Genomic DNA, 13,629 nt, shown 5'->3' with positions numbered 1-13,629 from the left:
CGTGTTACGGCATCCGGCGGCGATAGCGGCTGTGGAAATGACGCAGCCAGTAATATTTATCCGCGATAGATTCACGACGCCCGCTCAGACCGGCTCCGCCCAGCCACACCAAGGCACCGATAAAGATCCCCATCAGAGAGGCTTCGGAATAGATATCCGGTAGCGGGAGTGCGAAAATAAGGACACTGACAGTAAAGGCCATGCTGCCGACCATCAGTAACATACCGACAACCATCAGCAGGTTACCGAGTAATAAGGATAATTTACGTTTCATAGGGACCTCCGCCACTCTTTTGTCTTTTAACAACTCAAAGTACGAAAGCAGGAATTCCTTCTTGACACAGAGTATAGCCCGAATTGATACGTATATGTTGCGTATGAGATCACATAGACCAAAAATAAAACGTTTTATTTGGCTTATTGTGCCAAAAAGCGAAACTTAATAATTCATCACTAAATTATTGCACAAATAGTCACATCCGTCCGGGAAGGACGTTTCTTTTGTACTCCGCGCGGGTGACGGGTAGAATAGCCCTCTTTGCAGTCAAACCTGCCTGAACAACAAGTGATACAAGTGTGAGTCAGATAAAATTAATTGTGGGGCTGGCCAACCCCGGTGCAGAATACGCCCAAACCCGCCACAATGCCGGTGCCTGGTATGTGGATGAACTGGCCCGCCGTTATAATCAGTCATTAAAATCAGAAAGTAAGTTTTACGGTTATACTGCGCGCCTGAATATTCAGGGCAATGATGTCCGCCTGCTGGTGCCGACCACCTTTATGAACCTGAGCGGTAAAGCGGTCAGCGCCCTCGCCGGTTTTTACCAGATTGCCCCCGATGAAATTCTGGTGGCGCATGATGAACTGGATCTTCTGCCCGGCATAGCAAAAATGAAACTCGGCGGCGGCAACGGCGGTCACAACGGCCTGAAAGATATCCAAAGCAAATTGGGTAACAATCCGAACTTTCATCGTCTGCGTATCGGCATCGGTCATCCGGGTGATAAGAGTAAAGTGGTCGGCTTTGTGCTGGGCAAGCCCCCTGCCTCCGAACAGCAACTGATTGATGAGACCATCGATGAAGCCGTGCGCTGCACCGATGTGCTGATGAAAGACGGCATGGCAAAAGCCATTTCGCGTCTGCATACATTTAAAGCCGGTCAGTGAGCCGCAGGTATCGTCTGTTTATCCGTAACCGTGTATAATCGGCGGCAATTATTTAACGTGCTTGCAGGCCGTTTTGGTCTGCTGTCATTTTTAAGGTGAAGAATTTATGGGTTTCAAATGTGGTATCGTCGGTCTGCCGAACGTCGGGAAATCAACGCTGTTTAACGCGCTGACCAAAGCAGGTATTGAAGCGGCGAACTTTCCGTTCTGTACAATTGAGCCGAACACCGGCGTGGTGCCGATGCCGGATGCCCGCCTGGATGCACTGGCGGAAATCGTAAAACCACAGCGTATTCTGCCGACCACCATGGAATTCGTCGATATCGCCGGTCTGGTGAAAGGCGCATCCAAAGGTGAAGGTCTGGGTAACCAGTTCCTGACCAACATCCGCGAAACAGAAGCTATCGGCCACGTTGTCCGCTGCTTTGACGATGATAACATTGTTCACGTTTCCGGTCGTGTTAACCCGGCTGAAGATATTGATACCATCAATACCGAACTGGCGCTGGCTGACCTCGACACCTGTGAACGTGCTATCCACCGTGTGCAGAAGCGCGCCAAAGGCGGCGACAAAGACGCGAAACTGGAGCTGGAAGTTCTGGAAAAATGCCTGCCGCTGCTGGAAAACGCACAGATGCTGCGCACGCTGAACCTGAACAAAGAAGAAATGGGCGCGATCCGCTACCTGAGCTTCCTGACCCTGAAACCAACCATGTACATTGCCAACGTCAACGAAGATGGCTTTGAGAACAACCCGTATCTGGATCAGGTGCGTGAAATCGCAGAAAAAGAAGGTTCTGTGGTTGTACCGGTATGTGCAGCCATTGAATCCGATATCGCTGAGCTGGAAGATGGTGACCGCGAAGAGTTTATGGCTGACCTCGGTATCGAAGAACCGGGTCTGAACCGCGTGATCCGCGCCGGTTACGCCCTGCTCAACCTGCAGACCTATTTCACCGCCGGTGTGAAAGAAGTCCGTGCATGGACCATCCCTGTTGGTGCAACCGCACCGCAGGCAGCCGGTAAAATCCATACCGACTTTGAAAAAGGCTTTATTCGCGCCCAGACTATCGCATTTGAGGATTTCATCCAGTACAAAGGCGAACAAGGTGCAAAAGAAGCCGGTAAAATGCGTGCAGAAGGTAAAGATTACATTGTGAAAGACGGCGACGTGCTGAATTTCCTGTTTAATGTGTAATCTGTATTCTCAATAAAATATAAGATAACGCTCTAGCGAGGGCGTTATCTTTTACTATATATCTATTAATTTTCGTTACCTCTATTTACTTATTTTCTATAATTTCGAGTTACTTCACAGACAATATCAATCATACTAATTAATCTGGTATGCTAATTTTCATCACTTGGTGAATTGAGTAATACATGTTAAATCTGATTATGGTTTCTAATGATGACGACTGGGATATCCCTATAGATCGGATTGGATACAGTACATTCCCTTTATCTCGTTACCTAGAACATACAAATAATGAAATTGCTTATAAATTCAGCAAGCTAGATAATGCTACTTTAGAAAATCTAAAATCATTACCTTGTGTCTTTATGACAGAATTAGAAAACAATCAATCTCACATCCGGATAGGTGAGATTACCAAAATATCAGTAGACAATATAAATATATCTTATGGCTTCAAATTTACAAAGGATTTTTGACTAATAACCCTGGATGAAGATAATTTATTTCGAAAATTATTTTTATCCGGCCGCTGGGAAATACACCGGACTCACTGGGCGATAAAAGATTTAACTATTAATGAACTTTTTAAATCTCTTGATTTATCACCTGATAACTTAGTAAATAAAAAAAAGCAATCTTTAATAAAATCCAATAATGATAGCCCCACAGTAAGTTCTGTTGAAGGATTCCTTCGTCAGCTAAAAAAAATAACAATGGATAATGGAACGGAAATATTCTATCGTGGGCATGGCGATATTAAGTACAAATTAGAACCATCTATTCTTCGAAAGAATGAAAATGGTGATTACCTTTATCTTCCAAATGAAACACAAGCTATAAATGAATTATTAACTGCACATCCGAATGAGTTCCACACTGACCACTTTATGTTGGATAAGTTGGTTAGAATGCAACATTTTGGTTTACCTACAAGACTTTTAGATGTTACTGCCAATCCATTAGTTGCATTATACTTTTGTTGTTCAGACCCTGAGAAAAAAGAAGTTGATGGTGATATAAAAATATTTAAGGTAAAATCTAAAGATATTAAATTTTATAATTCAGATACCGTAAGTTGTATAACTAATCTTTCAATGCTTGGATTGGAGATGAAAAACTCATTGACTATTAATAATGAAAATGAACAAATAACAAATGAAAATAAGAAAAAATTACTACATTTTATCCAGGCAGAAAAGCCTTATTTTTCAGATCAGGTAGACTTTGCTGTTTTGAAAAAAATAATTCTCGTCAAAGGGCGTAATGCAAATCCAAGAATATCATCGCAATCTGGTGCTTTTTTGTTATTTGGACATGATGCAGTTCTTCCTGATACCGGCCACAGTAATTTAAATGTAGAAAATATAGTTGTAAAAAACAAAAGTAAAATTTTAGATGAACTTGAACAGTTAAATATAAAATCCAGTACAATCTTCCCCGGAATAGAACAAACCGCCCGTGAGATAGCTAAAAAATATAAAATTGAGTAGATAAAAATCACTTCATAAAAACAGTGGAGTGATATTTTTATTTAGCAAACAAGATTGAATATCAATATCACAATATGATAACGTACAAAATAGCATAAAATATAGAGAAATCATCTGATTCTATGCTATTTTACTCCTCGGACGCTACCCAATATTATATTAAAAATTAATAAACATAATCATAATTAATTTCCGCATGATGCTTATAGACACCGTCCTTTTCACCATTCTCACTTTCAATTAACACCGTTATATCCTGTTCTGCACGTGTACATCTGCCGAATTTATTCCAGTCCTTACATGTTGTCACGGTTGTTTCGGTTGTGGAAAATGTCTGAACCATTGTGCTGCCTGATTGCTTGCCATCATCTGTATAGGTATATTCTTTCGTTGTGGAGTCAGACTGAGTCCGTATTAAGCGGTCTTTATCATCATAAAAATAGCGTGTATTTGAGCTGTCATTTGGTTGTGTACTGACTCTGTCCAATTTTGACAACCGTCCTTTATTATCACTTAAAAAGCGGGTCTCCGCTTTGAATTTCATACGTTCATCACCGATCGTGGCATAAGACGTATCTTCCGATTTTGTTATTTTCCCGTTGCGGTCAGTCAGGAATTTCCCGTGCTGTCTTTGAACCATAAATGTGTTATCAACACCATGCTGGTCAATATCAGACAGTTTAAATGTCATATTATAGCGCCAGTTTTCATCCTGCTTATTTATCCTGATGTTAAAGACATTGACGATAACATGCTCTTTTATCCGGGATCTAATGATTTCGCTGTTTTCCAGTATCAGCAATCCGCCGCAGCCATCAAATTTTGCATACGCGCTATTATCAATATAGTCATCACTACTTTTTATATGTACTTTCATTTCTTTCACAGAGTCGTTAAAAGGCCGCTCCTGAATAAAAATAAAATTATTAAATGCGTTAACGGCAGCCGTTTCTGCTGAACAGGTATTTTCACCGGCATACATATTATAAGAAAATCCACATATCAGGCTTAACAGCAATAATCTTTTCAACGTACAGCCCCCCGGTAATATAATAAAAAATTAATATTTAAAGATTATAAATTGATGGCCGCTGACTGCAAGGTGTATTTCTGTTCTTCATCGGATATTTCACTCACCGGTTCATTGCGTTCAAAATCTTTGACCCGGTTAAAAGATATTATTTTTCACTACGGTACATTGACCCTGTACTTAATAGGTCCTATTAGTCAGGAGATAACATCTCCATAACGGAGTCATACAATGTCCGCAACAAAAATAATTATCATCATTTCCGGTATTATTATAGGGATCAGCGCTGTGCTCCTTGGTATATACGGAAACCCGCCAAATATGGGTGTTTGTGTCGCTTGTTTTATCCGGGATAGTGCAGGCAGTATGGGATTGCATAATACCGAAACCGTCCAATATCTGCGTCCTGAAATTTTTGGTTTTATTCTCGGTTCATTCGGGGCTGCGGTTATTTTTAAAGAATTTCAGTCCAAAGCCGGTTCCGCACCGGTTATCCGGTTTACACTCGGTTTTCTGATGATGGCCGGTTGTCTGGTCTTTTTAGGGTGTCCGCTGCGGATGGTCCTGCGGATTGGTGCCGGTGATTTAAATGCCGTTGTCGGGTTATTCGGCCTGGTTGCCGGTATTGGCATCGGTAGTCTGTTTATTAAAAAAGGCTTTTCATTACCGCGTAATTATCAGCAGTCTGCCGCTGAGGGCTTAATATTACCGGCCGTGTGTCTGGTGTTATTTGTGCTGTTTATTATCGACAGTTCTATTTTCACATCCAGTGTCAAAGGGCCGGGAGCTGCTCATGCTCCGGTCTGGATGGCAATAACAGCCGGGCTTATTATCGGTGTGATTATTCAGCGCACCCGTTTCTGTTTTATCGGGATGGCAAAAAATATCTTCCTGTCACGCAATTACACCATTGCAATCGGCGTTCTCGCTCTGCTGCTGGTTGTTATTGCCGGTAATATGCTCACCGGAAAAATTAATATCGGCTTTGATAACCAGCCGATTGCGCATAATGACGGGCTGTGGAATTTCCTCTCCATGTCGCTGGTCGGATTATGCGGTGTTTTTATTACCGGCTGCCCGCTGCGGCAATTAGCCAATGTCGGACAGGGTAATACCGATGCGGCGGTCAGTGTGCTGAGAATGCTGACCGGTGCGGCCTTTGCACATAATTTTTTCTATGCCTCAAGCCCTGCCGGTGTGACTGAAAACGGTAAACTGGTTGTTATTATTGGCCTGGTACTGACCGTCGCCGTCGGCCTTATTTACACCCGGCTTGCCAATAAAAAATCCGGAGCTGAGAATGTTTCATAATTATTTGTTTCTGTTCCATGTGCAGCACGGATTAAAAAAACTGAAAATCCGTTTACAGGAAGATTCCGTGGCGTCATCTGTTATCGATGCACCAAGAAAGATAACCACGGAGTGTGAAACGGCACTGGTGGTACAGTTTTCTGCTGAACATGATTATCTCAATTATACCGGTGAGAATATCCGTGAAATCTGGCGGGTGAACGGTTCGGATTATCAGCGGGTATGGGCTGACGAAACGATGTAATATGGCTTTTTTGTATCGTTATACTGACAGAAGGCTGCTGCCGGTTGCAGCCTTTTTTGATCCTGCTGCTCTGTTCAGCTGAAAACAATTTACAACCGGCTGCGATCAGTTCACTATCAGGAGTTAAGTATTATCTGCTATTTATTTTGGAAAAACCGGTGGTCGCTCTGTGATATCAACCCGTTCCCGAGTCATTATCCATCTGAGCAGTTTTCTGATAGTGATTTACAGCCTGACATTATTATTACCGATGCTGGTTGCGCTGATTGCGCAGGAGCAGAGTTTTTTCGCGTTTGCCGGTAGTTTTCTGATTTTCTTTCCGGCCGGATTAGTGTGCTGGTACCGCAGTAAAACCACCGGCCTGCAATTACAGACGCGGGACGGCTTTCTGGTGATTGCAGTATTCTGGCTGTTATTTTCTGTTATCAGCGCCATGCCGTTCTGGCTGGATGATCATCTGAATATGGCCTTTGAGGATGCCTTATTTGAAGGTGTTTCCGGTATTACCACCACCGGTGCATCGGTATTTCACAATGTCACCGATTTACCCCGCTCGGTTTTATATTACCGTGCCCAGCTCAATTTTATCGGCGGCCTCGGTGTTATTGTTCTGGCAGTGGCGATATTCCCGTTGCTGGGTATCGGAGGGATGCGTTTATATCAGTCAGAAATGCCCGGCCCGTTTAAGGATGAAAAATTAACACCCCGCTTAGCCAGCTCGGCCCGCAATTTATGGTTCACCTATTTATTACTGGGATTTTGCTGCACCGTTGCCTTTAAACTGGCGGGTATGACCTGGTTTGATGCCTTATGCCATGGGCTGTCTACCGTCTCTCTCGGCGGGTTTTCCACTTACAGTGAGAGTATCGGCTATTTTAACAGCGCCGCGATTGAGTTAGTGGCGGGGACTTTTTCTTTATTATCTGCCGTCAACTTTACCCTCTATTTTGTGGCGCTGGCAAAACGCAGCCTGAAGCCCTTATTCAGTAATACGGAATTACGGTTTTATTTTGCTGTGGCCGCCTTTATTATCGCGCTGGTCTTTTTTGAAGTGTGGCGGGCAAATATGTATTCGTCCGCAGAAGAATCCTTTGTCCATGCTTTTTTCCTCACCAGCTCCATGCTGACAGATAACGGACTTGCCACCGGTGATTATGCGCAGTGGCCATCCCATATTATTGTTCTGCTTCTGTTTGCCAGTTTTTTCGGTGGTTGTGTCGGCTCCACCTGCGGCGGAATAAAAGCGATCCGGTTTTTAATTCTCTCCAAACAGAGCTGGCGGGAAGTCTATTCCCTGATCCACCCGAAAGCTCAAACCCTGATTAAAGTCGGTGATACGGTTGTGCAGCACCGGCTGATTAATTCCGTCCTGAGCTTTTTCTTCCTTTATGTTATTTGTACCTGCTTTTTTATCTGGTGCCTTAATCTGATGGGCTACGATTTAATGACCTCGTTTGCCAGTGTCGCCGCCTGTATTAATAATATGGGGCTGGGATTCGGGTTAACCGCACCGGGATTCGGGGAGATCTCACCGGCAGCAAAATACCTGCTCTGTTTTGCCATGTTATTAGGCCGTCTGGAGATATATACCCTGCTGGTGCTGTTATCGGTCAGTTTCTGGCGTAACTGGCCGTAGTTCACATCACATTCCGGACGCAAACACATTGGTTTTCCCTGTGTTTTTGATTAACGTGATCGGTAATCACAATCAATAACAGGGAAAACCGCATGTCTTCGTCCGATAGTATCCTCCGTAAAATCACCACCCTTCTGGATAATCACCACGCCCGTTATGAAATCATGAGCCACGATGCGCTCGGGTTTACCTCTGATGAAGTGGCTCAGGTGCGCGGCGTTGAATTAGGGCAATGTTCCAAAGCCGTGGTTTTAAAGGTGAAGGGAAACGGCGTGAAGAAAAATGTGCTGGCAGTATTACCCGGAGATGAAAAAATTGATGGCGAAAAACTGGCCGGTTTTTTCGGTGGTAAAAAAATCTCTTTTGCCACCGCCGAACAGGTGAAAGCACTGACAGACTGTGTCCCCGGGGCGCTGGCACCCTTTACCTTTAACCCGGCACTGGAACTGGTGATTGACCCGGTTCTGTTTGAACGCTACTCCGATATCGCCTTCAACGCCGGGACGCTGACAGAAACCATTGTGCTGAATGCAGAGGATTACCGCACGATTGTGAAACCACAAGAGTTCAGTTTTATTCTGTGATACCTTCCAATAACCCCAGACGAAAATCACAATAAAATCAAATAATAAGAAATTCACAGCTGTTATTTGTGTTGTTTTATTTCAGAATCAATATCACCTGTGAATTTTGTTTTGTGAAATAAATCACATAAAAATGAAACAAGATATATTATTACATTACAAACAATCGGTTCAGCGCGATTTTATCATAAGTCATAAGTGTTTTTACAAATGTCAATGAAAATACCTTCCGGATAGCAATAATAAAACGCACAAATTGTTTTTATTTATGGTTTATTTTGTTAATTTTATGTTTCGTTGATATGGTTTCATGTAATTTAATTACATGAAATATAAAATCAAACATTAATGCATCAGATAATTAACACAACCATATCAATAATAGGCACAGATCACATTTTTCAGTTCTCCCTCCCCTTTTTATCATCCCTGCTCCTATAGTCAGGCTTCTATTTGGTCTCCCTGCAACACTCTCTGTATCCATATAAAAAGGGTTATTACCGATGAAGAAATCATTTTTTAAAGTCGCTGCATTATCTGTTGCGCTTTTCTCTGCCAGCGTCATGGCAAAAGAATACGAAATCGTCAACGTTGTCAAAGTCTCCGGGATTCCGTGGTTTAACCAGATGGATAAAGGGGTTCAGCAGGCGGCAAAAGATCTGGGCGTGAATGCGTATCAGGTCGGGCCTTCCACGCCGGATCCGGCTCAGCAGGTAAAAATCATTGAAGACCTGATTGCCAAAAAAGTGGATGCCATCACCGTGGTACCGAATGATGTGACTGTTCTTGAGCCGGTCTTTAAGAAAGCTCGCGAACAGGGCATCGTTGTGCTGACTCACGAAGCACCGGACGGTCATAACGCTGACTGGGATATCGAAACTATCGATAACGATGCCTATGCCAAAGCGACCATGGATGAACTGGCGAAAAACATGGGTGGCAAAGGCGGCTATGTGATTTATGTCGGTTCCCTGACGGTACCTCTGCACAATAACTGGGCGAACCTGGCTGTTGAATATCAGAAGAAAACCTATCCGGAAATGTTCGAAGTGACCAGCCGTATGCCGGTTGCCGAAAGCATCGATGCCTCTTTCGCGGCAACCAATGACCTGATGAAAGCCCATCCTGAAATGAAAGGGATTGTCTCTTACGGTTCACTGGGCCTGATCGGTGCCGGTGAGGCAATCAAGAAAAAACGTGCGAAAAACAAAATCAGCACCGCGGGTATTCTGATGCCGGCTCAGGCGGCACCGTATCTGAAAGGCGGCGAAATCAAGAAAGGTTTCCTGTGGAACCCGGCTGATGCGGGTTACGCGCTGGTGTCGGTCTCCAAAGATATGCTGGACGGCAAAAAAGTGACTGACGGTGTGGAAGTCAAAGATCTGGGTAAAGCTGAAATCGATACTCAGAAACAGGTGATTAAATTCAATAAAATCCTGGAAGTTGACAGCAGTAACGCCACCTCGCTCGGTTTCTGATCCTTCTTTATTTTTTGTTAAAAAGGGCAGCATCCGTGCTGCCCTGTCATGGGCTGGTATATGTCAAAAGACGCACTGATTACCTTAAAACAGGTTTCCAAACACTTCGGCTCCGTCATTGCACTCGATAATATAAATCTGACGTTTAACCGGGGTGAGGTTCATTGTCTCGCCGGCAAGAATGGCTGCGGCAAAAGTACCTTATTCAAGGTGATCTCCGGTGTTCATCCGCCGGAAAAGGGCGCAGAAATTATTATTAACGGGCAAAGCTACAGTAAGTTAACCCCGCAGCAATCTATTGAGCAGGGTATCCAGGTGATTTATCAGGATCTCTCGCTCTTTCCTAATCTGACTGTTGCTGAAAATATTGTGATTCAGGAACATGTCAGGTGGTACAAAGGGCTGGCTAACCGCCGCCGCCAGATGAAACAGGCGCAGGAAATTATCAGCCGTATTGGCTTGTCCCTGCCCCTGCATAAACGTGTTGAACAACTTTCCATTGCTGAATGTCAGCTGGTCGCTATCTGCCGCGCGATGGCAAATGATGCCCGGCTGGTGATTATGGATGAACCGACAGCCTCACTGACACGCAGTGAAGTCAATCAGCTGATCCGCGTGGTCGCTGATCTGAAAGCCAACGGCGTCACTGTAGTGTTTGTCAGCCATAAGCTCGATGAAGTGATGGAAATTTCCGACCGGATCTCCGTGATCCGTGACGGAAAACTGATCGGAACGTATGACGCAGATAAGATGAACAGTGATGAGCTGGCCTATCTTATGACGGGTCAGCGTTTCGAGTTCACACCACTTTCTGCGTACAACACCGGGGGACTCTTACGTCTCAGCGCAGAGAAACTGACAAAGCAACATCAATTTTATGATATTGACCTGAAGCTGCATGCCGGTGAAGTGGTCAGCATTACCGGGCTGCTCGGTTCCGGACGCACAGAGTTGTGTCTGTCACTGTTCGGCATGACGAAACCTGACAGCGGCACCCTGCTGATCAACGGTTCACCGGTTCAGCTGCACTCCAACCGGGATGCGATTAATCACGGCATCGGCTATGTGTCGGAAGACCGCATGAGCACGGGACTGGTGATGGCGCAGTCTATTCACGACAACACCACCTCGGTGGTGCTGCCGCGTCTGACCCGCAAAGGCGGACTGCTCGATCACACCCGGGCGCATGAACTGGTCAGCGGACTGATTGAGGCACTGCAGATAAAAGTGTCCGATCCGGCGCTGCCGGTCACCAGCCTGTCCGGCGGGAACGCCCAGCGTATTGCGATCGCCAAATGGATAGCGGCGAAACCGGATATTCTGATCCTCGATTCCCCGACGGTCGGCGTGGATGTCGCCAACAAAGAGAGTATTTATCAGATCATCAGAATGCTGGCTGCCGAAGGCATGGCGATTTTGATGATCAGTGATGAAATTCCTGAAGTATTCTATAACAGTCACCGGGTCATTGTGATGAAAGAAGGTCGTTTTACCCATGAGTTCAATCCGTTAACCACAACGGAGCAGGCAATTACGGAGGCGGTTAATGCTTAAGTCATGTCGTCATCTGTTTGCACATCATGAGTTCTGGCTGGCGGTATTAATTGTTCTGCTCAGTGTGTTTCTCAGCATCACCAATGAAGATTTTATGACATTGGGCAATGTGTTTGATATGACCACCAGCACCGCTATCCTGGCGATTATGGCCTGTGGTCTGTTTGTGGTGCTGGTCTCCGGCGGGATTGACATCTCCTTCCCGGCCACAGCGGCCACCGCACAGTATGTGATGGCAACGTATGTGCTGTCACAGGGTGGTAACTTCTTTATCGCCTTTGCTATCGCGGCGGTGGTGGGTCTGCTGCTGGGGCTGATCAACGCCCTGCTGATCTACCGCCTGAAAGTGCCGTCTATTATTATCACCATTTCCACTCTGAACGTCTTTTTCGGCCTGCTGATCTATTTCACCAACGGCGAATGGCTGTACGGTTTCCCGGAGTGGTTTATGGATGGTGTCGAGGTGATGTCATTTACCGGCAGTGACGGTTATGACTACGGTTTGTCCCTGCCGATTCTGACTCTGATTGCGGTGGTTATTTTCACCGGTTTTCTGATGAGCAAAACCCGTGTCGGCCGTCAGATTTATGCGGTCGGCGGTAATGCGGATGCCGCAAAGCGTGTCGGTATCAGTATTCTCGGCGTGATGCTGTTTGTATACGGCTATATGGGCGCACTGGCGGGGATTGCTTCTGTGGTACAGACACAAATCACCCAGTCCGTTGCACCGAATGCCCTGATGGGCTTTGAACTGACGGTGCTGGCCGCCGTGGTATTAGGCGGTGTCAGTATGACCGGCGGCAAAGGCTCTCTTACCGGGGTTATCCTCGGGGTTGCGCTGCTGGCGATTGTCAAAAACGGCCTGACTCTGGCTGGTGTACCATCTTACTGGCACACCGTGCTGACCGGGCTTATCATTGTTATCAGTATCAGTTTCACCGCGTATAACGAAAAACGCCGTGCCGCTGCGGGAGGTCATCTGTCATGATGTCAATGCTGAATCTGCGGAGTGACCGCAACATTATTTACCTGCTGGTGATCATGGCCGCTATCCTGCTGTTGCAGGGGGTGTTTAATGCAGGCGCGTTTTTCTCTGTCTCCAACTTCCAGTCCATGACCTCCCAGATGCCGCTGCTCGGTATGCTGGCACTGGCGATGTCTGTCTGTATGCTGACCGGCGGAATCAACCTGTCCATTATCGCGACCACCAACGCCTGCGGGCTGGTGATGGCAAGCGTGATGGCGATGAGCCCGGGCGATGGCGCAATGTTACTGCCTGCCCTGCTGGCCGGGCTGGTCACCGCCGTAATTATCGGGCTGATTAATGGTTTTCTGATTGCCTTTGTCGGTGTGTCTCCGATCCTCGCCACCCTCGGGATGATGACCTTAATCAACGGCCTGAATGTGCTGATTTCCGGCGGTACGGTAATCTCCGGCTTCCCGCCGTCATTACTGTGGCTGGGTAACGGCACCCTTCTCGGCATCCCGATGCCGCTGATCCTGTTCCTGCTGTTTGCATTCCTGCTGTGGGGATTACTGGAATATACACCGCTTGGGCGTACCGTTTATCTGATGGGTTCTAATGAGAAAGCAACGCGCTTTTCCGGCCTGAACACGCAGAAAACCATCATGGCGGTGTATGTGATTTCGTCCGTCCTGTGCTGGGTGGCTGCGATTATTATGATGGCTAAGTTTAACTCCGCCAAAGCGGGATACGGAGAATCTTATCTGCTGATCGCCATTCTGGCTTCCGTGCTCGGCGGCGTGAACCCGGACGGTGGTTTCGGGCGCATTATCGGTATTGTTCTGGCCCTGTTTGTCTTACAGATGCTGGAAAGCGGCCTGAACCTGCTGGGTGTCAGCAGTTACCTCATCATGGCGCTGTGGGGCGGTATTCTTATCTTATTTATTGCATTGCAGAAAGCCCGGTCATAAGG

14 protein-coding genes are annotated in these 13,629 nt (G+C 45.9%); 12 read left to right on the top strand and 2 right to left on the bottom strand.

The window, feature by feature from the left end; all coding sequences use genetic code 11:
- Positions 1–4 precede the first annotated feature (4 nt).
- Positions 5–274 (bottom strand): stress-induced protein YchH, encoded by a 270-nt coding sequence (locus ACF8OF_RS12810; RefSeq protein WP_046892240.1) that lies wholly within the window; start codon positions 272–274, stop codon positions 5–7.
- A 302-nt stretch (positions 275–576) separates the two neighbouring features.
- Between ACF8OF_RS12810 and pth the strand changes: the two genes are divergently transcribed.
- The 4 genes from pth (at position 577) to ACF8OF_RS12790 (ending at position 3,855) form a co-directional block, all read left to right on the top strand.
- Positions 577–1,167, top strand: coding sequence for an aminoacyl-tRNA hydrolase (gene pth / locus ACF8OF_RS12805; protein WP_262859903.1), 591 nt, complete (start codon positions 577–579; stop codon positions 1,165–1,167).
- Between the two features lie 106 nt (positions 1,168–1,273).
- Positions 1,274–2,365: a redox-regulated ATPase YchF gene (gene ychF / locus ACF8OF_RS12800; RefSeq protein ID WP_004237332.1), complete on the top strand. Its 1,092-nt coding sequence runs from the start codon at positions 1,274–1,276 to the stop codon at positions 2,363–2,365.
- Between the two features lie 185 nt (positions 2,366–2,550).
- Positions 2,551–2,841, top strand: coding sequence for a hypothetical protein (locus ACF8OF_RS12795; RefSeq protein ID WP_392496839.1), 291 nt, complete (start codon positions 2,551–2,553; stop codon positions 2,839–2,841).
- 237 nt (positions 2,842–3,078) lie between these two features.
- Entirely contained in the window at positions 3,079–3,855 is a 777-nt protein-coding gene (locus ACF8OF_RS12790) for an FRG domain-containing protein (protein WP_392496838.1), read from the top strand.
- Positions 3,856–4,021: 166 nt separating this feature from the next.
- Here ACF8OF_RS12790 and ACF8OF_RS12785 read toward each other — a convergent pair whose 3' ends face one another.
- The gene (locus ACF8OF_RS12785; RefSeq protein WP_392496836.1) at positions 4,022–4,885 is read right to left on the bottom strand and encodes a hypothetical protein; all 864 of its coding nucleotides are present in this window, start codon (positions 4,883–4,885) and stop codon (positions 4,022–4,024) included.
- Between the two features lie 231 nt (positions 4,886–5,116).
- Between ACF8OF_RS12785 and yedE the strand changes: the two genes are divergently transcribed.
- The 8 genes from yedE (at position 5,117) to ACF8OF_RS12745 (ending at position 13,627) form a co-directional block, all read left to right on the top strand.
- Positions 5,117–6,196 (top strand): YedE family putative selenium transporter, encoded by a 1,080-nt coding sequence (yedE, locus tag ACF8OF_RS12780; RefSeq protein ID WP_392496834.1) that lies wholly within the window; start codon positions 5,117–5,119, stop codon positions 6,194–6,196.
- A complete protein-coding gene (locus ACF8OF_RS12775) occupies positions 6,186–6,440 on the top strand; it encodes a hypothetical protein (RefSeq protein WP_392496833.1) in 255 nt (84 codons plus the stop codon). The genes yedE and ACF8OF_RS12775 overlap by 11 nt, the downstream gene beginning before the upstream one ends.
- 169 nt (positions 6,441–6,609) lie before the next feature.
- The gene (locus tag ACF8OF_RS12770; RefSeq protein ID WP_392496832.1) at positions 6,610–8,076 is read left to right on the top strand and encodes a TrkH family potassium uptake protein; all 1,467 of its coding nucleotides are present in this window, start codon (positions 6,610–6,612) and stop codon (positions 8,074–8,076) included.
- A 92-nt stretch (positions 8,077–8,168) separates the two neighbouring features.
- Positions 8,169–8,660 (top strand): YbaK/EbsC family protein, encoded by a 492-nt coding sequence (locus tag ACF8OF_RS12765; protein WP_392496831.1) that lies wholly within the window; start codon positions 8,169–8,171, stop codon positions 8,658–8,660.
- A gap of 503 nt (positions 8,661–9,163) precedes the next feature.
- The gene (locus ACF8OF_RS12760; protein ID WP_392496829.1) at positions 9,164–10,138 is read left to right on the top strand and encodes a substrate-binding domain-containing protein; all 975 of its coding nucleotides are present in this window, start codon (positions 9,164–9,166) and stop codon (positions 10,136–10,138) included.
- A gap of 60 nt (positions 10,139–10,198) precedes the next feature.
- On the top strand, positions 10,199–11,692 hold the full coding sequence (locus ACF8OF_RS12755) for a sugar ABC transporter ATP-binding protein (protein ID WP_279799333.1): 1,494 nt from the start codon (positions 10,199–10,201) through the stop codon (positions 11,690–11,692).
- A complete protein-coding gene (locus ACF8OF_RS12750) occupies positions 11,685–12,680 on the top strand; it encodes an ABC transporter permease (RefSeq protein ID WP_262882895.1) in 996 nt (331 codons plus the stop codon). Before ACF8OF_RS12755 ends, ACF8OF_RS12750 begins: the two co-directional genes overlap by 8 nt.
- Entirely contained in the window at positions 12,680–13,627 is a 948-nt protein-coding gene (locus ACF8OF_RS12745; protein ID WP_392496921.1) for an ABC transporter permease, read from the top strand. The genes ACF8OF_RS12750 and ACF8OF_RS12745 overlap by 1 nt, the downstream gene beginning before the upstream one ends.
- Positions 13,628–13,629: the final 2 nt, after the last annotated feature.

Source organism: Morganella sp. TYF_1 (assembly GCF_043105645.1).
Lineage (GTDB): Bacteria > Pseudomonadota > Gammaproteobacteria > Enterobacterales > Enterobacteriaceae > Morganella > Morganella morganii_B.
The sequence above is the reverse complement of the archived record's forward strand: the minus strand, read 5'-3'. Positions and strand labels throughout refer to the sequence as shown.

What these genes read in the sequence shown, in the direction of transcription:
- ACF8OF_RS12810 (WP_046892240.1), bottom strand. Translation starts at nt 274, where the DNA reads ATGAAACGTAAATTATCCTTATTACTCGGTAACCTGCTGATGGTTGTC.
- ychF (WP_004237332.1), top strand. Translation starts at nt 1,274, where the DNA reads ATGGGTTTCAAATGTGGTATCGTCGGTCTGCCGAACGTCGGGAAATCA.
- ACF8OF_RS12795 (WP_392496839.1), top strand. Translation starts at nt 2,551, where the DNA reads ATGTTAAATCTGATTATGGTTTCTAATGATGACGACTGGGATATCCCT.
- ACF8OF_RS12790 (WP_392496838.1), top strand. Translation starts at nt 3,079, where the DNA reads ATGGATAATGGAACGGAAATATTCTATCGTGGGCATGGCGATATTAAG.
- yedE (WP_392496834.1), top strand. Translation starts at nt 5,117, where the DNA reads ATGTCCGCAACAAAAATAATTATCATCATTTCCGGTATTATTATAGGG.
- ACF8OF_RS12775 (WP_392496833.1), top strand. Translation starts at nt 6,186, where the DNA reads ATGTTTCATAATTATTTGTTTCTGTTCCATGTGCAGCACGGATTAAAA.
- ACF8OF_RS12765 (WP_392496831.1), top strand. Translation starts at nt 8,169, where the DNA reads ATGTCTTCGTCCGATAGTATCCTCCGTAAAATCACCACCCTTCTGGAT.
- ACF8OF_RS12760 (WP_392496829.1), top strand. Translation starts at nt 9,164, where the DNA reads ATGAAGAAATCATTTTTTAAAGTCGCTGCATTATCTGTTGCGCTTTTC.
- ACF8OF_RS12755 (WP_279799333.1), top strand. Translation starts at nt 10,199, where the DNA reads ATGTCAAAAGACGCACTGATTACCTTAAAACAGGTTTCCAAACACTTC.
- ACF8OF_RS12750 (WP_262882895.1), top strand. Translation starts at nt 11,685, where the DNA reads ATGCTTAAGTCATGTCGTCATCTGTTTGCACATCATGAGTTCTGGCTG.
- ACF8OF_RS12745 (WP_392496921.1), top strand. Translation starts at nt 12,680, where the DNA reads ATGTCAATGCTGAATCTGCGGAGTGACCGCAACATTATTTACCTGCTG.